At 61.6% G+C, this 22345-nt stretch carries 16 protein-coding genes; 9 read left to right on the top strand and 7 right to left on the bottom strand.

Annotated elements, in window-relative coordinates; genetic code table 11:
• Positions 1-233 precede the first annotated feature (233 nt).
• Both gyrA and mtnA read right to left on the bottom strand, forming a co-directional pair.
• On the bottom strand, positions 234-2888 hold the full coding sequence (gene gyrA, locus ACM6I6_RS12890; protein WP_274074942.1) for a DNA gyrase subunit A: 2655 nt from the start codon (positions 2886-2888) through the stop codon (positions 234-236).
• Between the two features lie 426 nt (positions 2889-3314).
• The gene (gene mtnA, locus ACM6I6_RS12895) at positions 3315-4391 is read right to left on the bottom strand and encodes an S-methyl-5-thioribose-1-phosphate isomerase (RefSeq protein ID WP_274074941.1); all 1077 of its coding nucleotides are present in this window, start codon (positions 4389-4391) and stop codon (positions 3315-3317) included.
• Positions 4392-4499: 108 nt separating this feature from the next.
• Between mtnA and ACM6I6_RS12900 the strand changes: the two genes are divergently transcribed.
• The 5 genes from ACM6I6_RS12900 to ACM6I6_RS12920 all read left to right on the top strand — a co-directional run bounded on the left by ACM6I6_RS12900 (position 4500) and on the right by ACM6I6_RS12920 (position 9433).
• Entirely contained in the window at positions 4500-5834 is a 1335-nt protein-coding gene (locus ACM6I6_RS12900; protein ID WP_408600116.1) for a TRZ/ATZ family hydrolase, read from the top strand.
• A gap of 58 nt (positions 5835-5892) precedes the next feature.
• Positions 5893-6591, top strand: coding sequence for a bifunctional 2-polyprenyl-6-hydroxyphenol methylase/3-demethylubiquinol 3-O-methyltransferase UbiG (ubiG, locus tag ACM6I6_RS12905; RefSeq protein WP_274074939.1), 699 nt, complete (start codon positions 5893-5895; stop codon positions 6589-6591).
• 4 nt (positions 6592-6595) lie between these two features.
• Positions 6596-7267 (top strand): N-acetylmuramic acid 6-phosphate phosphatase MupP, encoded by a 672-nt coding sequence (gene mupP / locus ACM6I6_RS12910; RefSeq protein ID WP_323608465.1) that lies wholly within the window; start codon positions 6596-6598, stop codon positions 7265-7267.
• Between the two features lie 138 nt (positions 7268-7405).
• Positions 7406-8146: a YciK family oxidoreductase gene (locus tag ACM6I6_RS12915; RefSeq protein ID WP_414919990.1), complete on the top strand. Its 741-nt coding sequence runs from the start codon at positions 7406-7408 to the stop codon at positions 8144-8146.
• A 360-nt stretch (positions 8147-8506) separates the two neighbouring features.
• Positions 8507-9433 carry a GGDEF domain-containing protein gene (locus ACM6I6_RS12920; RefSeq protein WP_274074936.1) on the top strand — a complete coding sequence of 309 codons (927 nt, stop codon included), beginning with the start codon at positions 8507-8509 and terminating at the stop codon, positions 9431-9433.
• Between the two features lie 132 nt (positions 9434-9565).
• Here ACM6I6_RS12920 and ACM6I6_RS12925 read toward each other — a convergent pair whose 3' ends face one another.
• From ACM6I6_RS12925 to ACM6I6_RS12935, 3 genes are all read right to left on the bottom strand, one after another.
• Positions 9566-11440 carry an MFS transporter gene (locus ACM6I6_RS12925; protein WP_414919991.1) on the bottom strand — a complete coding sequence of 625 codons (1875 nt, stop codon included), beginning with the start codon at positions 11438-11440 and terminating at the stop codon, positions 9566-9568.
• Between the two features lie 105 nt (positions 11441-11545).
• Positions 11546-12697, bottom strand: a complete 1152-nt coding sequence (locus ACM6I6_RS12930; RefSeq protein WP_323627809.1) for a TDT family transporter — start codon at positions 12695-12697, stop codon at positions 11546-11548.
• Positions 12698-12783: 86 nt separating this feature from the next.
• The gene (locus ACM6I6_RS12935; protein ID WP_414919992.1) at positions 12784-13974 is read right to left on the bottom strand and encodes an MFS transporter; all 1191 of its coding nucleotides are present in this window, start codon (positions 13972-13974) and stop codon (positions 12784-12786) included.
• A gap of 127 nt (positions 13975-14101) precedes the next feature.
• Between ACM6I6_RS12935 and ACM6I6_RS12940 the strand changes: the two genes are divergently transcribed.
• A complete protein-coding gene (locus tag ACM6I6_RS12940) occupies positions 14102-14638 on the top strand; it encodes a TetR/AcrR family transcriptional regulator (protein ID WP_414919993.1) in 537 nt (178 codons plus the stop codon).
• Positions 14639-14875: 237 nt separating this feature from the next.
• The gene (locus tag ACM6I6_RS12945; protein WP_414919994.1) at positions 14876-18346 is read left to right on the top strand and encodes a NahK/ErcS family hybrid sensor histidine kinase/response regulator; all 3471 of its coding nucleotides are present in this window, start codon (positions 14876-14878) and stop codon (positions 18344-18346) included.
• A 54-nt stretch (positions 18347-18400) separates the two neighbouring features.
• Here the strand turns inward: ACM6I6_RS12945 and rmuC are convergent, their stop codons facing one another.
• Together rmuC and ACM6I6_RS12955 are read right to left on the bottom strand one after the other, a co-directional pair.
• A complete protein-coding gene (gene rmuC, locus ACM6I6_RS12950) occupies positions 18401-19765 on the bottom strand; it encodes a DNA recombination protein RmuC (protein WP_274074991.1) in 1365 nt (454 codons plus the stop codon).
• Between the two features lie 175 nt (positions 19766-19940).
• A complete protein-coding gene (locus ACM6I6_RS12955; protein WP_323609143.1) occupies positions 19941-20264 on the bottom strand; it encodes a sel1 repeat family protein in 324 nt (107 codons plus the stop codon).
• Positions 20265-21254: 990 nt separating this feature from the next.
• Here ACM6I6_RS12955 and ACM6I6_RS12960 point away from each other — a divergent pair.
• Both ACM6I6_RS12960 and ACM6I6_RS12965 read left to right on the top strand, forming a co-directional pair.
• Positions 21255-21479 carry a hypothetical protein gene (locus ACM6I6_RS12960; protein ID WP_007898912.1) on the top strand — a complete coding sequence of 75 codons (225 nt, stop codon included), beginning with the start codon at positions 21255-21257 and terminating at the stop codon, positions 21477-21479.
• Positions 21480-21741: 262 nt separating this feature from the next.
• Positions 21742-22224: a hypothetical protein gene (locus ACM6I6_RS12965; RefSeq protein WP_046819412.1), complete on the top strand. Its 483-nt coding sequence runs from the start codon at positions 21742-21744 to the stop codon at positions 22222-22224.
• Positions 22225-22345 lie beyond the last annotated feature (121 nt).

Genomic DNA, 22345 nt, shown 5'->3' on the forward strand with positions numbered 1-22345 from the left:
ATCCAATCTCGCTCTGATTTGGTGGTATCACGCAATAAATCATCAGCCGACACCAATCTAATGTGGGAGCGGGCTTGCTCGCGAAAGCGATTGGACTGGCGACATCTTTATTGGATGTCAGTCCGTCTTCGCGAGCAAGCCCGCTCCCACATTTGATCGTCGTGGGTGTCGATTTTTTTCATACAGGACAAACAACAAGGGGGCGAATTTTCATCCGCCCCCTGCTTACCCGCTTATTCCTGTGGTTCTTCGTCAGCGGCGGCGTCGAGTTGCTGGTCCTCGACGATGTCGTCGATCACGACATTGCCCTCGAACCCGGCACCTTCTTCACCTTCCAGCTCTTCACCTTCGACTTCCGATGGCTCCTGGACCCGCTCCAGACCGACCAGCGTTTCATCGCTGGCCAGCTTGATCAGGGTCACGCCCTGGGTGTTACGACCCAGGCTGGACACTTCGTCGACACGGGTACGTACCAGGGTGCCCTGGTCGGAAATCAGCATGATCTCCTCGCCATCGAGCACCTGGACCGCACCGACCAGACGGCCGTTACGATCGTTGCTGACCATGGCGATCACGCCCTGGCCGCCACGCTTGTACTCAGGGAACTCGGTGATCGCAGTGCGCTTGCCGTAACCACGCGCCGAAGCGGTGAGGATCTGGCTGCCTTCTTCCGGGATCAGCATGGAAATCAGCTTCTGCCCTTCCGGCAGGCGCATGCCGCGTACACCGCGGGCGGTACGGCCCATGGCGCGAACGTCGGATTCCTTGAAGCGAGTGACCTTGCCGCCGTCGGAGAACAGCATGACTTCGCGTTCGCCATCGGTGATGGCCGCGGAGATCAGCACGTCGCCTTCGTCCAGCTCCAGCGCGATCAGGCCGACGCTGCGTTGACGGCTGAAGGATTCCAGCGGGGTCTTCTTCACGGTGCCGTTGGCGGTGGCCATGAAGATGAAGTGACCCTCGGTGTATTCCTCGACCGGCAGCATGGTGGTGATGTATTCACCGTCATCCAGCGGCAGCAGGTTGACCAGCGGACGACCACGGGCGGCGCGGGACGCTTCCGGGATTTCGTAGGTTTTCAGCCAGTACACCTTGCCCTTGCTGGAGAACAGCAGCAGCGTGGTGTGGCTGTTAGCCACCAACAGGTGAGCGATGTAGTCCTCATCCTTGACGCCGGTGGCCGACTTGCCTTTACCGCCACGACGCTGGGCCTGGTACGCAGCCAATGGCTGGGTCTTGGCGTAGCCACCGTGGGAAATGGTCACGACGCGATCTTCTTCCGGGATCATGTCGCCCAGGGTCAGGTCGAGACGGGCATCGAGGATCTCGGTGCGACGTACGTCGCCGTATTCGGCACGGATCACTTCCAGCTCTTCGCGGATCACTTCCATCAGGCGCGTGGCGCTGTTGAGGATGCGGATCAGCTCGCCGATCTGGTTGAGGATCTCTTGATACTCGGCCAGCAGTTTTTCGTGTTCCAGGCCGGTCAGGCGGTGCAGACGCAATTCCAGGATGGCTTGCGCCTGCTCTGGCGACAGGAAGTACTTGCCGTCGCGCAGGCCGTATTGCGGATCGAGATTTTCCGGACGGCACGAATCGGCGCCGGCACGTTCCACCATCGCCACAACGGCGGAGGACTCCCAAGGGGTGCTGACCAGCGCTTCCTTGGCTTCCGACGGGGTTGGCGAGGCCTTGATCAGGGCGATGACCGGGTCGATGTTCGACAGGGCAACCGCTTGACCTTCCAGGATGTGACCACGTTCGCGCGCCTTGCGCAGTTCGAACACGGTACGGCGGGTAACGACTTCGCGACGGTGACGAACGAAGGCTTCCAGCAGGTCCTTGAGGTTCAGGATGCGTGGACGGCCGTCGATCAGCGCAACGATGTTGATGCCGAATACCGCTTGCAGCTGGGTCTGGGCGTAGAGGTTGTTGAGGATCACCTCAGGCACTTCGCCACGACGCAGCTCGATCACGACGCGCATGCCGTCCTTGTCGGACTCGTCGCGCAGTTCGGTGATGCCTTCGAGCTTCTTCTCTTTTACCAGCTCGGCGATCTTCTCGATCAGGCGAGCCTTGTTCAGCTGGTAAGGCAGTTCGGTGATGACGATCTGCTGGCGGCCACCGACCTTGTCGATGTCTTCGATCATCGAGCGGGCGCGCATGTAGATGCGGCCGCGACCGGTGCGGTAGGCTTCGATGATGCCGGCGCGACCGTTGATGATCGCGGCGGTCGGGAAGTCCGGACCCGGGATGTATTGCATCAGCTCGTCGACGGTCAGCTCGGGGTTGTCGATGAGCGCCAGGCAACCGTCGATGACTTCACCGAGGTTGTGCGGCGGAATGTTGGTCGCCATGCCCACGGCGATACCGCTGGAGCCGTTGACCAGCAGGTTGGGAATACGGGTCGGCATGACCGCCGGGATCATTTCGGTGCCGTCGTAGTTCGGCACCCAGTCCACGGTTTCCTTATGCAGGTCGGCCAGCAGCTCGTGCGCCAGCTTGGTCATGCGCACTTCGGTGTATCGCATGGCCGCGGCGTTGTCGCCGTCCACCGAACCGAAGTTGCCCTGGCCGTCTACCAGCAGGTAGCGCAGGGAGAATGGCTGCGCCATCCGAACGATGGTGTCGTACACCGCGGTATCACCGTGCGGGTGATACTTACCGATCACGTCACCGACAACACGGGCAGATTTCTTGTACGGCTTGTTGAAGTCGTTGCCCAGCTCGCTCATCGCGAACAGCACGCGCCGGTGCACGGGCTTCAAGCCATCGCGCGCATCCGGCAGTGCCCGCCCGACAATTACGCTCATCGCGTAGTCGAGATAGGACTGCTTCAGCTCGTCTTCGATATTGACCGGGAGGATTTCTTTGGCCAGTTCGCCCATGAGAAGCCTGATTCCTTTTTCTGGTGAAACTTCGTCACATCCATATGGGACGAACGAAGCTCGCCGCTGCAGGCTGAGTGCCGTGCACCGACTTACGACAAATCAACGAGTTATGCCATGGATCTGCGCAGTAAAGGTCGCCCCGCAGGACAACCTTGGAAACCGCCGGATGTTATCACAAGAGCCGCCACGCACCTATCCCCCTGATGCGCATGGAGCATAGTTAGTTGACCGATGACAGGCTTGAAGGGGATCAGAGAGGCTTAGAGCCGAGTTGAATGCTGAATTGGGGGGTTGATTCAGGCTGATTCACTGTCTTTCAGGGCCTCTTCGCGGGCAAGCCCGCTCCTACAGGGATCTGTGTCGATCACAAACCCTGTGGGAGCCAGCCTGCTGGCGATGGCGTCCTTTCAAACGCCACGGCAATCAATGGAGGCGCTTGCGGCACATCAACTGGGTCATTTTCGCCGTATCCGGCCGCTCGACGATGCCTTTTTCGGTGACGATCGCATCGATCAGGTCCGCCGGGGTTACGTCGAACACCGGGTTGAACGCATCGACATCGGCGCCGAGCCGCTGGCCACCCACCTCCAGCAGCTCGCGCCCATCGCGCTCCTCGAGCACGATGTCGTCGCCACTGGCCAGGTTCATGTCGATGGTCGAACTCGGCGCCACCACCATGAAGCGCACGCCGTGGTGCATGGCATTGACCGCCATCTGATAGGTGCCGATCTTGTTGGCCACGTCGCCATTGGCGGTGATTCGATCTGCGCCGACGACGACCCAGGTGACGCCCTTTATCTTCATGATATGCGCCGCGGCGGAGTCGGCATGCAGGGTCACCGGAATGCCTTCGTTGGCCAGCTCCCAGGCCGTCAGTCGGGAGCCTTGCAACCATGGACGGGTTTCGCTGGCATACACGCGCTCGACCATGCCCTCGATAAAGGCACCGCGAATGACCCCCAGCGCCGTGCCGAACCCACCGGTGGCCAGTGCGCCGGTGTTGCAATGGGTCATGATCGCCTGGGCGTTGCCCTGGTGCTTGCGGATCAGGTCGACGCCCAGTTGCGCCATGGTCAGGTTGGCTTCGCGGTCGCTTTCATGAATGGCCAGGGCCTCGGCTTCCAGCACGGACAGCGGATCTGCGTGTTTTTTCAGGCGATCCAGACGCTCGCGCATGCGCCCAAGGGCCCAGAACAGGTTGACCGCGGTCGGACGGGAATCGGCGAGCAGCGCAAAATCTTCCTCCAGCGCCGCCTGCCAGTGCCCGCCCTCGGCAAACCGGGCGCGCGCCGCCAGCACAACGCCATAGGCGGAACTGATGCCAATGGCCGGCGCGCCGCGCACTACCATCGAGCGAATGGCTTCGGCCACTGCCGCCGCGCTGGTGCAGGCGATCCAGGTTTCCTCGAACGGCAAAACTCGCTGATCCAGCAGGTACAAGGTGCCATCACGCCAATCGATGGCCTTCACTTTCTCAGCAGCCAACAGTCGATCGCGCATCAAACACCCCGCAGTCAGAAACAAAAGCCGCCGATTATAGCGATCCCCCGGCGAAGACGCTCGGGTATACTTCGCCATCCTTTACAAAAGCACTGGAACCGATCCTCGATGCCGAACACTGCCCCTGCGCTCGATCTGTTGTTGCTGCCGACCTGGCTGGTACCCGTCGAACCCGCTGGCGTCGTGCTCAAGGATCATGCCCTGGGCATCCGCGACGGGCGCATCGCCTTCATCGGTCCACGCAGCGCTGCGCTGCAGCTTAACGCAACCGAAGTGCGCGAATTGCCGGACATCCTGCTCAGCCCCGGCCTGATCAACGCCCACGGGCATGCGGCAATGACCCTGTTCCGTGGCCTGGCCGACGATCTGCCGCTGATGACCTGGCTGGAAAACCATATCTGGCCGGCCGAAGCCAAGTGGGTCGACGAGGATTTCGTCCGCGACGGCACGGACCTGGCCATCGCCGAGCAACTCAAGGGTGGCATCACCTGTTTCTCTGACATGTATTTCTTCCCGAAGGTTGCCAGCGAGCGCGTACATAACAGCGGCATCCGCGGACAAATCGCCATTCCGATCCTCGACTTCCCGATCCCGGGCGCCAGCACCGCGGACGAGGCGATCCGCCAGGGCGTCGAGCTGTTTGGCGACCTCAAGCATCACGAACGCATCAAAATCACCTTCGGCCCCCATGCACCCTACACCGTGGGCGATGAAAACCTGGAAAAAATCCGGGTGATCGCCGAAGAACTGGACGCGTCGATCCACATGCATGTGCATGAAACCGCCTTCGAAGTGCAGCAAACGCTCGAACAGCGCGGTGAACGCCCGCTGGCCCGCCTGGCGCGCCTGGGCTTGCTGGGGCCGCGCTTCCAGGCGGTTCACATGACCCAGATCAGCGAGGAAGACCTGGCGTTGCTGGTAGAAAGCAACACCCATGTCATTCACTGCCCCGAGTCGAACCTGAAGCTGGCCAGCGGTTTCTGCCCGGTGGAGCGCTTGTGGCAGGCCGGGGTCAACGTCGCCATCGGCACCGACGGCGCCGCCAGCAACAATGACCTGGACCTGCTGGGCGAAACCCGCACCGCCGCCCTGCTGGCCAAGGCCGTCGCGGGCTCGGCCACGGCTCTCAGCGCCCACAGCGCCCTGCGCATGGCCACCCTCAACGGTGCCCGCGCACTGGGGATCGAAGCCGAGGTCGGCTCGCTGGAAGTCGGCAAGGCCGCCGACATCGTCGCCTTCGACCTCTCGAGCCTGGCCCAGCAGCCAGTCTACGACCCGGTTTCGCAGCTTATATATGCATCCGGCCGCGATTGCGTGAAACACCTTTGGGTCGCGGGCAAGCAACTGCTCGACGACCGCCGCCTGACACGGATGGACGAACAGCAACTCGTCGCCACCGCCAAGGCCTGGGGCCAGCGCATCAGCGGCCGCAAAGAATCGTAAGTCCCCCGGACTCAACCCCGGGGCTACAGGATTTTTCAAGTTTTAGAGGACTTAAACCATGAGCAACGTCGACTACGCCGAAATCGCCAAATTCGAAGCCCTGGCCCATCGCTGGTGGGACCGCGAGAGCGAATTCAAACCGCTGCACGACATCAACCCGCTGCGGGTCAACTGGATTGACGAACGCGTCAGCCTGGCCGGCAAGAAAGTCCTCGACGTCGGTTGCGGCGGCGGCATCCTCAGTGAAGCCATGGCCCAGCGCGGCGCGACCGTGACCGGCATCGACATGGGCGAAGCGCCACTGGCGGTCGCTCAACTGCATCAGCTGGAATCGGGCGTGAACGTCGAATACCGGCAGATCACCGCCGAAGCCCTGGCCGAGGAAATGCCGGAACAGTTCGACGTGGTCACCTGCCTGGAAATGCTCGAGCACGTGCCGGACCCGTCCTCGGTGATCCGCGCCTGTTTCCGTATGGTCAAGCCGGGCGGCCAGGTGTTCTTCTCCACCATCAACCGCAACCCCAAGGCGTACCTGTTCGCCATCGTCGGCGCCGAATACATCATGAAGCTGTTGCCGCGCGGCACCCACGACTTCAAGAAGTTCATCCGCCCTTCCGAACTCGGTGCCTGGAGCCGCATGGCCGGCCTGACCGTCAAGGACATCATCGGCCTGACCTACAACCCGTTGACCAAGCATTACAAACTGGCGTCCGACGTGGACGTCAACTACATGATCCAGACCCTGCGCGAGGAGTAAGCCGATGCGTATCAGAGCAGTTCTTTTCGACATGGACGGCACCCTGCTCGACACCGCGCCGGACTTCATTGCGATTTGCCAGGCGATGCGTGCCGACCGGGGTTTGCCACCGATCAACGACAAGCACATCCGCGACGAAATCTCCGGCGGTGCCAAGGCAATGGTCGCTGTGACCTTCGCCATGGACCCGGAGTCGCCGGGCTTCGAGGCATTGCGCTTGGAGTTCCTCGAGCGCTACCTGGTGGGTTGCGCGGTGCACAGCAAGCTGTTCGACGGCATGGGCGAACTGCTGGCCGACATCGAGAAGGCCAACCTGATCTGGGGCGTGGTCACCAACAAGCCGCTGCGTTTCGCCGAGCCGATCATGCAGCAGCTGGGGCTGGCCGAGCGCTCGGCGCTGCTGATCTGCCCGGATCATGTGAAGAACAGCAAGCCTGACCCGGAGCCGCTGATCCTCGCCTGCAAGATGCTCGACCTCGACCCGGCCAGCGTGCTGTTCGTGGGCGATGACCTGCGCGATATCGAATCGGGGCGCGATGCCGGCACGAAGACGGCCGCCGTGACGTTCGGTTATATCCACCCGGACGACAATCCGCGGCATTGGGGTGCGGATGTGGTGGTCGATCATCCGCTGGAGTTGCGCAAGGTGCTCGATAGCGCCCTCTGTGGCTGCTGAAGTTTTTTTGTAGGAGCTGGCTTGCCAGCGAAGAGGCCCCTGAAATTTGCATCGATCTTTTGGCCGCCTTCGCTGGCAAGCCAGCTCCTACAAGGGACCGCGTAACGGACGCTCGTATTCTGATTGGTTGAGGTTTTTATGTTTGATTATTCCGCCCGCCCCGATCTGCTCAAGGACCGGGTCATCCTGGTCACCGGCGCTGGCCGTGGCATTGGTGCCGCCGCCGCCAAAACCTATGCCGCCCATGGCGCCACCGTCCTGTTGCTGGGCAAGACCGAAGCCAACCTGACCCAGGTCTACGACGAGATCGAAGCCGCCGGCCATCCGCAACCGGCGGTGATCCCGTTCAACCTGGAAACCGCCCTGCCCCATCAATACGATGAGCTGGCCGCGATGATCGAGGGCGAATTCGGCCACCTCGACGGTTTGCTGCACAACGCGTCGATCATCGGTCCGCGCACCCCGATCGAACAGTTGTCCGGCGAAAACTTCATGCGCGTCATGCAGGTCAACGTCAACGCCATGTTCATGTTGACCAGCACCCTGCTGCCCCTGCTCAAGCTGTCCCAGGATGCCTCGGTGGTGTTCACTTCCAGCAGCGTCGGCCGCAAGGGTCGCGCGTATTGGGGTGCTTACGGCGTCTCGAAATTCGCCACCGAAGGCCTTATGCAAACCCTGGCCGACGAAGTCGACACCGTGGCGCCTGTGCGCTCCAACAGCATCAACCCGGGGGCCACCCGCACCAGCATGCGCGCCCAGGCGTATCCGGGTGAAAATCCGCTGAACAACCCAACCCCCGAGGAGATCATGCCGGTCTACCTCTACCTGATGGGCCCGGACAGCACCGGTATCAACGGCCAGGCATTCAACGCCCAGTAATACCGTACGTCGCATTTGTGCCGCGTCGGCTTCCCGACGCGGCACTCCAGCGACAGCGCCACTTCAGTCAAACAACCGTCGCACATTGTCCTTCGCCAACTTAACAAACATTCAAGTTGTTGATTCATAACGTTTTTTTATCAAAATCGGTAAATGGCACGACTTTCGCTCTGAATTTGTCCCGACTAGCTGCGAAAAAGCAGAGGGGGCGATGCCAAATCGCAGATTACTAATCTGCGATAAAGCAGATTAAGCTTGTACGAAATGTCCTACGGGACTGACGGACCAGTATGACGCGCAGCCTGAGACTGCTCGCCCCCAGCTTGTAAGACAGCCTTACTGCTCAAGGGCGCACGCCATATGAAACCACCTTCCCAGACCAACGCAATTGACTTCGACAGCGCCAAATTGCAACGCCTGGGTTTTGGTCAGCAGCCGCCGATTCTGGAGAGGCCCGTCAGCCTTGCGCAGTTGCGCCAGCAATTGAACCTGCAGCTGCAAACCAGCCTTGAGCCGCAACGCATACTCGGGCTGTTCTACCGCGAAATCCAACGACTGGTACCCCTTGATGCCTTGAGCTATCAGCACAAGAGCAGTGACTTGCGCCTGGAATTCGGCCTGCGGGGCCACCACTCGATCAGCTACAGCCTGAGCCACGAAGGCGAGCACCTGGGCGAACTGGTCTTTCGCCGCAACCAGCGTTTCAGTGAGCAGGAACAGGGCCATCTGGAATCCCTGCTGGCCGCCCTGCTGTTCCCGATGCGCAACGCCTTGCTGTACCGCGCCGCCACCCAAAGTGCGTTGCGTGACCCGCTGACGGACACCGGCAATCGCATCGCCATGGACCAGACGCTGCAGCGGGAAATCGAGCTGGCACGACGGCATATGCAACCCTTGTCCTTGTTGATGCTGGACATCGATCACTTCAAGCAGATCAACGACACCCATGGGCATGGCGCTGGTGATGACGTGCTCAAGGCCGTGGCCGCCTCGATCAAGAATCAGTTGCGCAACGTCGACATGGTGTTTCGCTACGGCGGCGAAGAGTTCCTGATTTTGCTGTCCAACACCAGCCGGGAAGCGGCGGCCCTGGTCGGCGAACGCCTGCGATGCGCAGCGCAGACCGAGGATTATCCGGCCGATGGCTGCACGGTCGAGCTGACGGTCAGCCTCGGCTGCTCGACCCTGCTGCCGGGAGAATCCGCCGAGAGCCTGTTACGCAGGGCCGACAGTGCGCTGTACGTCGCCAAGCGCGAGGGGCGGAATCGCTTGACGATGGCGGGGTGACTCGAGGCGACCTTGTGTTGGTCTTGCGGGCGCCATCGCCGGCAGGCCAGCTCCCACAGTAGATCGGGTATAGCCGTGAGCGATGGGTCGCCTATGAGGTCGCCATCGCGACGACCTCCTACCTCTTCGGACCTACCGCACCGCGCCACGCAACTCACCCACCATGGCCTGCAGCCTCGCCGGCTGCGCCGCCTCAACGGCCACCTCCGGCCCCGCCACCAACGTCACCCGCGACCACAATCGGCGAAACAGCCCCTTGCCCGGATCGCGACTGAAGAAGCTCCCCCACAAGCCCTGCAATGCCAGGGGAATGACCGGCACCGGGGTTTCTTCGAGAATGCGCGTAAGCCCGCCCTTGAACTCGTCGATCTCGCCATCGGCGGTCAATTTGCCCTCGGGAAAGATGCACACCAACTCGCCGTTCTTCAGATATTGCGCAATGCGCGTGAAGGCCTTTTCGTAGATCTGGATGTCTTCCTGACGGCCCGCGATGGGAATGGTCCCCGCGGTGCGGAAGATGAAATTCAGTACCGGCAGGTTATAGATCTTGTAGTACATCACGAAGCGGATCGGCCGGCGTACCGCACCGCCAATCAGCAAGGCATCGACGAACGACACGTGATTGCACACCAGCAACGCCGCCCCCTCATCGGGAATCAGGTCCAGGTTGCGATGCTCCACGCGGTACATGGAATGGCTGAGCAGCCAGATCATGAAACGCATGGTGAACTCGGGCACGATCCTGAAGATGTAGGCGTTGACCCCGATATTGAGCAACGACACCACCAGGAACAACTGCGGGATCGACAGCTTGACCATGCTCAGCAGGATGATCGAGACAATCGCCGACACCACCATGAACAGCGCGTTGAGAATGTTGTTGGCGGCGATCACCCGAGCCCGTTCGTGCTCGGCAGTACGCGACTGGATCAGGGCATACAGCGGTACGATGTAGAAACCGCCGAAAACCCCGAGGCCGAGGATGTCGAGCAACACCAGCCAGGTGTGGCCGAAACCGAGGATCTCGATCCAGCCATGGCCCAGGGCACTGTCGGGAATCCCGCCGGAATGCCACCACAGCAACAGGCCAAACACGGTCAGCCCAAATGAGCCGAACGGCACCAGGCCGATTTCGACTTTGCGCCCGGAAAGCTTTTCACAAAGCATCGACCCCACGGCGATACCGACCGAGAACACCGTGAGGATCAAGGTCACCACGGTTTCGTCGCCGTGCATCCACTCCTTGGCATAGGCCGGGATCTGCGTCAGGTAGATCGCACCGACAAACCAGAACCATGAGTTGCCGACAATCGACCGCGACACCGCCGGGGTCTGTCCCAGGCCCAGTTTCAGCGTGGCCCAGGACTGGCTGAAGATGTTCCAGTTCAGCCGCATGTTCGGCGTGGCCGCTGCCGCCCGGGGAATACCGCGGCTGGCCAGGTAGCCGAGGACAGCGATGGCGATGATCGCGGTGGACACGATTGGCGCGTAGTGACTGGACGACATCATGATGCCGGCGCCGATGGTCCCGGCCAGGATCGCCAGGAAGGTGCCCATTTCCACCAGGCCGTTGCCACCCACCAGTTCGTCTTCATGCAGGGCCTGGGGCAGGATCGAATACTTCACCGGCCCGAACAGCGCCGAGTGCGTGCCCATGGCGAACAGCGCCACCAGCATCAACGACAGGTGGTCGAACAGGAAGCCCACCGCGCCCACCGCCATGATGACGATTTCTCCAAGCTTGATCAGGCGGATCAGCGCGTCCTTGGCGAACTTCTCGCCGAACTGCCCGGCCAGCGCCGAGAACAGGAAAAACGGCAGGATGAACAGCAGCGCACACAGATTGACCCAGATCGAACGGTCACCTTCGATCGACAGCTTGTACAGGATGGCGAGGATCAAGGACTGCTTGAAGATGTTGTCGTTGAACGCCCCGAGGGACTGGGTCACGAAGAACGGCAGGAAACGCCGGGTGCGCAGCAAGGTGAACTGTGAAGGGTGACTCATCTTCCATGTGTCCCTGAAGCTTAAGAGTGGGTAGCGAGTGGCGTGGATACAGTGATTGGAATGTCGCACGTCGATCCAGGCCACACATTACCTAATCTTTGCCGGTTATTTCTTCAATCCTGCAATGCACGGCGAGACAAACAGCTCGCCGCGCCAGGCACCTTGCACCGTACGCTTGGCGACGATCAGCCACATCACGATCAGCAGGCTCACCAGCACACACCCGAAAACACTGAAAAACGTCAGGTGCAGCGTGCTGGCCAGTTTCAACGTTGCCAGAGAATAGACGCCCAACGGAAAGGTGAAACCCCACCAGCCAAGATTGAAAGGGATACCCGCGCGCAGATATCGCAGGGTGATCAGCACGGCCATCAGCATCCACCACAGGCCAAAGCCCCACAGCGTGATCCCGGCGACCAGGCCCAGCCCCGCCGCAATTTCACCGACGCCCGACAGACCGTTGGCGGCGAAGATTGCCGGCGCATCGGCGCCCAACAGCAACATGCCCAAGGCACCGGTGCCAATCGGCCCGAGCGCCAGCCAGCTCGAAGCGGCCATGTTTTCGTGGGGCAGTTTATGCAGCGCCATGCGCAGCAGCAGAATCGTCAGGATGCTGAACGCCACCGGCAGGGAAAATGCCCAGAGCACGTAGCTGGTCACCAGCATCACCAGTTGCGAATGGGCATCGACCAGATGCGGCGCCAACAGGCCACCGCTGGCCGCCGCCACTTCCGCCGCGACCACCGGCAACAGCCAAACGGCTGTCATCTGGTCAATGCTGTGCTCCTGGCGGGTGAACATCAGGTAGGGAATCAGTACGCCGCACGCCAGCGACATCGCCACATCCAGCCACCACAACGTCTCGGCCAGGGCAATCACGCCGTCGCCCCAGCGCGGCAAGCCGAACACCAGGAAGCCGTTGATGATGGTCGCCAGGCCCATGGGGATGGTGCCGAAAAACATCGAAACCGTGGAGTGGCCAAAAATCCGCCGCGCCTCATCGAAAAACAGCGCCCAGCGCGCCGCGTACAGCAGGGTAAACAACAGGAACAAAAAAATATTGAACAGCCAAAGCCCTTCGGCAATGACGTGCAGAACGGGATTGGCAACGGGCAATTGCGCCAGCGCCAAGGCCAGCACGCCGGTGCCCATGGTGGCGGCGAACCAGTTAGGGGTGAACTGGCGAATGACCTCGCGCGGGTGCTGCAAATGACTGAACGGCTTGATACCGGGCTTGATGGTGTTGGGGCATGTCATGGCGAACTCCTCTCCTCGGGTGAGGTGGAGCCCATCATAGATCCGGATAGAATATCGATATAACGGGTAATATCTCTAACTGTTATCTATTTTGCAGATAAACAATCATTCCCCGTACGCTGACGCCACGCCATCAACATCGCGCCGACGGACAAGACGATCAGCCCCGCACCATAACCATCGGCAGTCGCCACCAGGCCGAACGTATGCGTCAGGTTCCCGGCCAGGAACGACGGCAGGCAGAACGCCAGGTAACTGAGCACATAAAACGCCGACATCAATCCGGCCCGTTCATGGGGCAAGGCCAGCGGCACCAGGCTGCGCACGGCACCGAGAAATCCCGCACCGAAGCCGCAGCCGGCGACGAGTGTGCCAAGGAAAAACAGGGGCAAACTGGCATTGTGCACGCCCAGCAGGATCAGCACGATCCCGGTCGGCAGCAAGCCTGTGCCGAGTTGCAGCGCCTTGCTGGCGGGTTGATTGCGCAGGGTGAAAATCATCGCAGCACCGGTCAAGGTCAAGGCTGCCACCGTTGCCCCGCCAATCAGGTTCGAGGTCGAACCCGTGGCCGTACGCACCAGCGACGGCGCCAGCGATGCGTAAAAACCGCCGAGCGCCCAAGTCGCTACATTGAGCGGCAAGACCCGCCACAGGGTCCCGCGCGCTTGCACGGGGACATGCAGTGTCGGGCGCAACGATGCCCATGCCCCGGCCTGGGGCGATACGCTCTCTGGCAAACGCCAGACATACACGGCCTGCAACACAAACAGGGCCAGCAACAGCCAGTAGGTCAACTGCAGGGGCGCGGGCGCAAACTCCGCCAGCAGGCCGCAACCCATGCCGCCCATGGCCATGCCGAGCAACGGTGCAACACTGTTGATCAGCGGACCCTGCTCGCGATCGACGTCGAGCAAGGTGGCACTGAGCACGGCGGTCGCCATGCCGGTGGCGAAACCTTGCAGCACCCGGGCACCGATCAGCCAGGCGACGCTATCGGCGTAAATGAACAACAGCATCGCCACGCTGTTGAGCACGACAGCCGTGAAAATCACCGGCTTGCGCCCCAGGTAATCCGAGAGCGAACCCACCGTCAGCAGCGCGGCCAGCAGGCTGAGGGCATACACGCCGAAAATCAGGGTAAGCATGGCGGCAGAAAACTGCAGCTGCTCCTGATACAAGTGATACAAGGGCGTTGGCGCCGTGGAGGCAGCCAGGAAACCGAGCAGGGTGATTGCCAGGAACCACAGGCTTGCACGGTTTGAATGAGAACTGGACATGGGCACACTCCGCAAAAGCTAATTTTTTGCTTTTGCGGAGTGTGCTACCGAGTGCCGCTTAAAGCAAATTCTTTGTGTTAAGGTCCGCTGCATGGCCCTACAGGGCCCGCGAAACAGGAAACATGCGATGACAGCACCCACTTTACGCCCCGGCGGCCGCAGCGCCCGGGTTCAGGAGTCGATCCATACCGCCGTGCGCGAACTGCTCGAAGAGCAGGATCGCGCCAGCGTCACCGTGCCGCAAATTGCCGCGCGCGCAGGCGTCACGCCCTCGACAATTTATCGGCGCTGGGGCGATCTGTCGGCGCTACTGGCGGACGTCGCCCTGGCCCGTATGCAACCGGAAACCGAGTCGGCCAACACCGGCAGCCTGGCGGGCGATGTGCGAGCCTGGGCGGATCAGTACCTGGACGAGATGAGTTCCGCGCCTGGTCGCAACATGCTGCGCGATGTGCAAGCGAGCCTGAAGCCGAGCTATTGCGCGACCATCATTGGTGGGCAATTACAGGTGATTCTGGATCGCTATCCGGATCAGCCGAAGCCCGGTGTCGATCGGTTGATCAACATGGTGGCGGCCCCCATTGTGTTTCGCATCCTGTTTTCCGAGGCGCCGCTGGAGAGTGAGGAGTTGCATCGGTTGATCGACATTGCGTTGGGTCAATAAAGCCGCCTTCGCGAGCAAGCTCGCTCCTACAAGGGATCGCGGCCCCCTGTAGGAGCGAGCTTGCTCGCGAAGAGGCCCGGTCAGACACCCGAGATCCAAAGGCCTTTATCCCTGCGACACCCCGCAACGCCGCGACCTTGGGCCACGACCTTGGTCGACACTGACTAACCCCTGCCATCGTGCGAGACTGTCTGTCCGGGCGGGAGGCTCGGGTGTCTTTGGTTGCCTGGAGTTCCCATGTCGCTGTCCAGCGGGCTGATTGCCGTCGTCGCCCTGGCCTATATGGCCATCATGTTCGCCATCGCCTTCTACGGCGACCGTCGCAGCGCGCCCCTGCCGCCGCGGGTGCGAGCCTGGGTGTACAGCCTGTCGCTGGCGGTCTACTGCACCAGCTGGACCTTCTTCGGCGCGGTGGGTCAGGCCGCCGAGCAGCTCTGGTCCTTCCTGCCGATCTACCTCGGGCCGATCCTGCTGTTGATCGGCGCGCCGTGGGTCCTGCAGAAAATGGTGATGATCAGCAAGCAGGAGAACATCACCTCGATTGCCGACTTCATTGCCGCCCGCTATGGCAAATCGCAGTCCCTGGCGGTGGTAGTGGCCCTGATCTGCCTGGTCGGCGTGCTGCCCTACATCGCGCTGCAGCTCAAGGGCATCGTGCTCGGGGTAAACCTGTTGATCGGTGCCGGCGCCGACGCCATGGGGGTTCGCGCGCAGGACACCGCGCTGGTGGTGTCCCTGGTCCTGGCGCTGTTCACCATTGTCTTCGGCACACGCAACCTCGACGCCACGGAACACCACCGCGGCATGGTGCTGGCGATTGCGTTCGAGTCGCTGGTCAAGCTGTTCGCGTTCCTGGCGGTGGGCGCCTACGTGACCTTCGGCCTGTACGACGGCTTCGACGATCTGTTCGACCAGGCCATGCTCGCCCCGCGCCTCGAAGAATACTGGAAGGAAACCATCAACTGGCCATCCATGGTGGTGCAGACCGGCGTGGCGATGATGGCGATCATCTGCCTGCCGCGGCAGTTCCACGTCACCGTGGTCGAGAACATCGACCCGCAGGATCTGCGCCTGGCCAAATGGGTGTTCCCGGCCTACCTGGCCCTGGCGGCTTTGTTCGTGGTGCCGATCGCGCTGGCGGGGCAGATGTTGCTGCCCAGTTCGGTGCTGCCCGACTCCTTCGTGATCAGCCTGCCCTTGGCCCAGGCGCATCCTGCCCTGGCGCTACTGGCCTTCATCGGCGGCGCATCGGCGGCCACCGGCATGGTGATCGTGGCCAGCGTGGCGCTGTCGACCATGGTCTCCAACGACATGCTGCTGCCCTGGCTGCTGCGCCGCAACAATGCCGAGCGCCCGTTCGAGGTGTTCCGCCAGTGGATGCTGTCGGTGCGCCGGGTGAGCATCGTGGTCATCCTGCTCCTGGCCTACGTCAGTTATCGCCTGCTGGGATCGACCGCCAGCCTGGCGACCATCGGCCAGATCGCCTTCGCTGCCGTGACGCAACTGGCGCCGGCGATGCTCGGCGCTCTGTACTGGAAACAGGCCAACCGCCGCGGCGTATTCGCCGGCCTCGCCGCCGGTACATTCCTGTGGTTCTACACGCTGATCCTGCCGATCGCCGCCCACAGCCTCGGCTTGTCCCTGAACAGCTTCCCGGGCCTGGCTTGGCTGCACAGCAACCCGCTGAACCTGCCGATCACCCCGCTGACCCAGGGCGTGGTGCTGTCCCTGGCCGGTAACTTCACGCTGTTCGCCTGGGTCTCGGTGCTGTCTCGCACCCGCGTGTCGGAGCACTGGCAGGCCGGCCGCTTCATCGGCCAGGAAATCAGCGCCCGGCCCAGCGCCCGCTCGATGCTCGCGGTACAGATCAACGATCTGCTGCAACTGGCCGCACGCTTCGTCGGCGAAGAACGCGCCCGGCAGAGCTTCATCCGTTTTGCCTACCGCCAGGGCAAAGGCTTCAATCCGAACCAGAACGCCGACGGTGAATGGATCGCCCACACCGAACGCCTGCTCGCCGGTGTGCTGGGGGCCTCATCGACTCGCGCGGTGGTAAAAGCCGCCATTGAAGGCCGGGAAATGCAGCTTGAGGACGTGGTGCGCATCGCCGACGAAGCCTCGGAAGTGCTGCAGTTCAACCGCGCGCTGCTGCAAGGGGCGATCGAGAACATCACCCAGGGCATCAGCGTGGTCGACCAGTCGCTGAAACTGGTGGCCTGGAACCGTCGCTACCTGGAGCTGTTCAACTACCCGGATGGCCTGATCAGCGTCGGCCGGCCGATTGCCGACATCATCCGCCACAACGCCGAGCGCGGTTTGTGTGGCCCCGGTGAAGCGGAAGTGCACGTCGCCCGCCGCCTGCACTGGATGCGCCAGGGCCGCGCCCACACCTCCGAACGGCTGTTCCCCAACGGCCGGGTGATCGAGCTGATCGGCAACCCGATGCCCGGTGGCGGCTTCGTCATGAGTTTCACCGACATTACCGCGTTCCGCGAAGCCGAGCAGGCGCTGACCGAAGCCAACGAGGGCCTGGAACAGCGCGTCACCGAGCGCACCCACGAGCTGTCGCAACTCAACGTGGCACTGACCGAGGCCAAGGGCACCGCCGAGGCCGCGAACCAGTCGAAAACCCGGTTCCTTGCGGCCGTGAGCCATGACCTCATGCAACCGTTGAACGCCGCGCGCCTGTTCTCCGCCGCCCTTTCCCACCAGGACGACGGCCTGTCCACCGAGGCGCAAAAACTGGTCCAGCACCTGGACAGTTCGCTGCGTTCGGCCGAAGACCTGATCAGCGATCTGCTGGATATTTCCCGCCTGGAAAACGGCAAGATCAATCCGGATGCCAAGCCGTTCGCGCTCAATGAGCTGTTCGACACTCTCGGAGCCGAATTCAAGGCGCTGGCGCGGGACCAGGGGCTGGAGTTTCGCGTCAGGAGCAGTACGTTGCGCATCGACAGCGACATCAAGCTGTTGCGGCGCATCCTGCAGAACTTCCTGACCAACGCTTTCCGCTATGCCAAAGGGCCGATACTGCTGGGCGTGCGCCGTCGCCAGGGTGAGTTGTGCCTGGAAGTCTGGGACCGTGGGCCCGGCATTCCGGAAGACAAGCAACAGGTGATCTTCGAAGAATTCAAACGCCTGGACAGCCACCAGACCCGCGCCGAGAAAGGTCTTGGGCTGGGGCTGGCGATCGCCGACGGACTCTGTCGCGTATTGGGGCACAAGTTGCGCGTGCGCTCGTGGCCGGGGCGCGGCAGCGTGTTCAGCGTCAGCGTGCCCCTGGCCCGCGCGCAAGCTGCGCTGCCGGCCAAGGCGGCCGAACTCAATGGCAAGTTGCCCAGCGGCGCCCACGTGCTGTGCGTCGACAATGAAGACAGCATCCTGATCGGCATGAACAGCCTGCTCACCCGCTGGGGGTGCCAGGTGTGGACCGCGCGTAACCGCCAGGAGTGCATGGCGCTGCTCGGCGATGGGTTGCGCCCGCAACTGGCGCTGGTGGATTACCACCTGGACGATGGCGAAACCGGCACCGAGTTGATGGCCTGGCTGCGCACCCGCCTGGGCGAGCCGGTGCCCGGCGTGGTGATCAGCGCCGACGGCCGACCCGAGACCATGGCCCAGGTACACGCGGCGGGGCTCGACTACCTGGCCAAACCGGTGAAACCGGCGGCGTTGCGGGCGTTGTTGAGTCGGCATTTGCCGTTGTAACAACAGAGATCTCTGCCCTGTAGGAGCTGCCGAAGGCTGCGATCTTTTGATGTTTTATTCCGGCAACTCGACCAAGCCATCCACATCGGTCATTGCCCGCTCCAGCAAATCCGCCGGCAGGCTCTTGCTCGCCCGCGCACCCAGCAACTTGAGCTGTTCGCTGCGGCTGACCAGATTGCCGCGGCCTTCTGTCAGCTTGTTGCGCGCCGAGCTGTAGGCCTTGTCCAGTTGCTGCAGGCGATTGCCGACTTCGTCCAGGTCCTGGATGAACAGCACGAACTTGTCGTACAGCCACCCGGCCCGCTCGGCGATTTCCCGGGCGTTCTGGCTTTGCCGCTCCTGCTTCCACAGGCTGTCGATGACCCGCAGGGTCGCCAGCAGCGTGGTCGGGCTGACGATCACGATGTTGCGGTCGAAGGCTTCCTGGAACAGCGTCGGCTCGGCCTGCAACGCGGCGGAAAACGCCGCTTCGATCGGCACGAACAGCAAGACGAAATCCAGGCTGTGCAAGCCGTCGAGACGCTTGTAGTCCTTGCCGGCCAGGCCTTTGACGTGATTACGCAAGGACAGCACGTGCTGCTTGATGGCGATCTGGCCGATGGCGTCGTCTTCGGCCGCTACGTATTGCTGATAGGCCGTCAGGCTGACCTTGGAGTCGACCACCACCTGTTTGTCGCCCGGCAGGTAGATGATCACGTCGGGCTGGAAACGCTCGCCGTCAGGGCCCTTGAGATTGACCTGGGTCTGGTACTCGCGGCCCTTCTCGAGCCCGGCATGCTCGAGCACGCGCTCGAGGATCAACTCGCCCCAGTTGCCTTGGGTTTTCTGCCCTTTCAGGGCCCGGGTCAAGTTGGTGGCTTCGTCGCTCAGGCGCAGATTGAGTTGTTGCAGGCGCTCCAGCTCCTTGGCCAGGGAGAAACGCTCCCGGGCTTCGGCCTGATAACTTTCCTCGACGCGCTTTTCAAAAGACTGGATGCGCTCCTTCAACGGATCGAGCAATTGTCCCAGGCGCTGCTGACTGGTTTCGGCAAACCGCTGCTCGCGCTCATCGAAGATTTTCCCCGCCAGCTCGGCGAACTGCGCACGCAGCTCGTCTCGCGAGCCCTGCAGGTCGTTGAGGCGCTGCTGATGGCTTTCCTGCTGCTCACGCAGCTCGGCCTTGAGGGACGCCGCCTGGGCGTCGAGGCGGCGCAATTCGACGTCTTTGCCTGCGCGTTCGATGTTCCAGGCATGGGCCGCATCGCGGGCATCGTCACGCTCGATCTGCAGCAGCTCGACCTCACGCCGCACGGCGGCGAGATCCGCCTGTTTGGCAGCGTTGGCCTGGCCGAGATCGGCGACTTCATCGCGACTGGCCTCGAGCTGCGCATTCAGGCCATCCTGCGCCAGATTCGCCATGGCCAGGCGCTCTTCCAGCAGCGCCGCCTGGGCCTGGGCGGTGCTCGCCCGGCGCTGCAGTTGCCAGGCCAACACCAGCAACGGCAGCGCCGCACCCGCCAGCCCCAGCAATGCGCTGGTCAAGTCCATAGCCATAGCCACTCCTGCCATTGAAATAAAGCCTGAAGGTTAACCAAGGCGTCAGGTCTTGGACAGCTCAGTCTTCGATCAGGCCCAGTTCCTGTTGTGCGCGCAAGTCCCCTGCCCGCGCGGCCTGGCGCAAGAGATCCTGGCCAATCCGGCGATCCCGGGCATTGCCGCACTCACGGCACATCAGCTGCCCCAAACGGCTCTGTGCGGCGACGACGCCTTCACGGGCCGGTTGCTTGAGCAAGCGGCCGGCGATGTGTTTGACGTTCGGGCTTTCGCCCAGGCGCGGGCTGTCCAGCAGCCACTCGGCCACCCGCATCGAAAAGCGCTTGGGTGAGGCAACCGTGGACGATTTGTCGGAGGAGGAAGTAGGTGGTGTACGAAACTTCATAAAGCACTGTGGGCAGATCGGAAGGCGCGCCACTCTACTCTCTTTTTCTTACAGGTAAAGCCGAAAAAAAACCCGGCACGCCCGTCCTAGAGCAAGCGCTCGGGACAATCCACAGAAGCTGTGGATAACTCAGTGGACAACCGCCATTGAACTCGCGCAAAGGCTTATGGAACGGGGCCTGCAGTCAAACTGACGATTTTTTCACCAGTTAAAAAAAGCGATGTTTTTCATTGACTTAAATTTTGGTTACAGGCACCCACTGCGCTTGAAGGCTGGATGACAGCGCCGTGACAGTCCGCGCAACTAATGTGCACAACTACCTTCGCGACGGTTATATCGCTGTGCATTTTCGGCGCATTTTTCATCGAATGTTGGGGATAACCCCCGGTAAACCCGCGTCCCAGGCCGCTTGCGACGGGTCGAATGAGGATGACCGCCGGTCGTTTTCCGGGCGATGACAGGGCAGCTTCCCGGTATCGTCAAGCCGTCGGCGGACCATGAAGATGAGCCGGCATCAGAGTTTTTTTGCCAACACCCTTCCCTTTGCCTGTTCGATCCGTTAGTATCCGCGGCGTTAGTACCAAGCTGAAAGTCAATTCTGGTCGAACAAATCCCCCCGGAACAGCCTTCCAACAGGAAGCTGCCACCGAACAAGCGGGATCGACCACCTCGATGGTTTCCAGGTAAATCTTGCGCCAACACAGCCTTTGAATCGAATGCAAAGGGTGTTACCAGGCTCACTTACTCTGACCGAACCAGCCTGCAAATTGATCAGGATCTTCACCCCGGGCCCAGAACCTTTGCCCTCGATGTGCTGCCTGCCCTCCTAAGTACCTACCTGCCAGCCCAAGCGCGCCAATTTTTAGCGCTTCAAACTGGCTGCTTTGTTCCAGTCGGGTTCTTCGTTCGACCAACGGTGGTCGTCGTCACTGGAACGTTTTAATTTTGCACGGCTCTTATCCGTGTCGCTTGTAGGAACACCCAATGACTATGTCTACTCAAATCCACACCCAGGATGCCATCCGCACCCTCACCAACGCTTTTGCACCAATGAACTGCCTGATCATGGCCGCTCGCAAAGGCTGTTTCAGCTTCACCCTGGTCAACGAACACGGCATCGCCCGTCACAGCGAACGCCTGTACCCCGACCAGTACTCCAGCGCCGAGCCGCTGCAGGCGGTGATCGAGCGTACGCGCCAGGCCCTGGTGGCCTGAAACGCCAGCACGACTGAAACACCAGAAGCCCCGCCCCGAAAAGCGGGGCTTTTTGTTGCCCGACGTTTCATGGCGACTAAGCACGGATAGATATAAGGTTTATAACTCGCCAGCGGAAATATTTTAAAAACAGTCCTTTACGCGGTGAATATGACACTAGACTTCAACTCAAGCGGCCTGTTCCGCTTCCGACGAGCCTGAGTCGATTCACCGCTGCCAAAGCCTTTCAGGTTCGTCGCCATATTGATGTATCGAGGGTTTTATGGGTATCGCTGCCAGCGAACTGTGCCGTTATGTGATCCGTCCGACCTTGATCTACCTTGGACGCCATAGCGCAACCGCCGAATCCCTGCTGCTAGGCATCGCCGCCAGCCAGTCAGCCCTTGGTTCCGCCCTGCATGACCGCCGTGGACACGGCCTGTACCGAATCGCCGAACCCCGCCACCAGGCACTTTGGGACCACTACCTGGCACTCGATCCGGAACGCGCGAGCCTGGTTCGTGGCCTGGCCAGCCAGCATGCCTTCCTCAGCGGCCCGCACCTGGAATTGACCGTCAACCTGCGTTACGCCACTGCCATCGCCTGGCTGCTGGTCGAAGAACAGAACACCCCCCTCCCCGAAGCCGACGACCTGCTGGGCATGGCGCGAATCTGGCGCCAGACCTTCCAGCCCCAGGGACGCCTGAGAGACTTCACCTGCGCCTGGCAAACCTGTGTATCACCGCTGAATCAGGTCGCCTGCTGAAACCTCTGGATCCAAAATCGCTCAACTGGTAGCGAATTTGGTCGGATTGTCCTACAAAACCGCTCTAAATCAAGCATTACAGCCTATGGCGCTGGGACGAAAATGTTGGTAATTTTCGCCC

Origin of the sequence: Pseudomonas sp. IT-P218, assembly GCF_949767605.1 — a bacterium.
In the GTDB taxonomy this organism is placed as follows: domain Bacteria; phylum Pseudomonadota; class Gammaproteobacteria; order Pseudomonadales; family Pseudomonadaceae; genus Aquipseudomonas; species Aquipseudomonas putida_AE.

Bases quoted from the DNA above. Each gene is read 5' to 3' on its own strand.
- ubiG (WP_274074939.1), top strand. From the start codon at position 5,893: ATGAGCAACGTCGACTACGCCGAAATCGCCAAATTCGAAGCCCTGGCC.
- ACM6I6_RS12920 (WP_274074936.1), top strand. From the start codon at position 8,507: ATGAAACCACCTTCCCAGACCAACGCAATTGACTTCGACAGCGCCAAA.
- ACM6I6_RS12925 (WP_414919991.1), bottom strand. From the start codon at position 11,440: ATGAGTCACCCTTCACAGTTCACCTTGCTGCGCACCCGGCGTTTCCTG.
- ACM6I6_RS12965 (WP_046819412.1), top strand. From the start codon at position 21,742: ATGGGTATCGCTGCCAGCGAACTGTGCCGTTATGTGATCCGTCCGACC.
- ACM6I6_RS12930 (WP_323627809.1), bottom strand. From the start codon at position 12,697: ATGACATGCCCCAACACCATCAAGCCCGGTATCAAGCCGTTCAGTCAT.
- gyrA (WP_274074942.1), bottom strand. From the start codon at position 2,888: ATGGGCGAACTGGCCAAAGAAATCCTCCCGGTCAATATCGAAGACGAG.
- ACM6I6_RS12940 (WP_414919993.1), top strand. From the start codon at position 14,102: ATGACAGCACCCACTTTACGCCCCGGCGGCCGCAGCGCCCGGGTTCAG.
- ACM6I6_RS12935 (WP_414919992.1), bottom strand. From the start codon at position 13,974: ATGTCCAGTTCTCATTCAAACCGTGCAAGCCTGTGGTTCCTGGCAATC.
- ACM6I6_RS12955 (WP_323609143.1), bottom strand. From the start codon at position 20,264: ATGAAGTTTCGTACACCACCTACTTCCTCCTCCGACAAATCGTCCACG.
- mupP (WP_323608465.1), top strand. From the start codon at position 6,596: ATGCGTATCAGAGCAGTTCTTTTCGACATGGACGGCACCCTGCTCGAC.
- ACM6I6_RS12900 (WP_408600116.1), top strand. From the start codon at position 4,500: ATGCCGAACACTGCCCCTGCGCTCGATCTGTTGTTGCTGCCGACCTGG.
- mtnA (WP_274074941.1), bottom strand. From the start codon at position 4,391: ATGCGCGATCGACTGTTGGCTGCTGAGAAAGTGAAGGCCATCGATTGG.
- ACM6I6_RS12945 (WP_414919994.1), top strand. From the start codon at position 14,876: ATGTCGCTGTCCAGCGGGCTGATTGCCGTCGTCGCCCTGGCCTATATG.
- ACM6I6_RS12915 (WP_414919990.1), top strand. From the start codon at position 7,406: ATGTTTGATTATTCCGCCCGCCCCGATCTGCTCAAGGACCGGGTCATC.
- ACM6I6_RS12960 (WP_007898912.1), top strand. From the start codon at position 21,255: ATGTCTACTCAAATCCACACCCAGGATGCCATCCGCACCCTCACCAAC.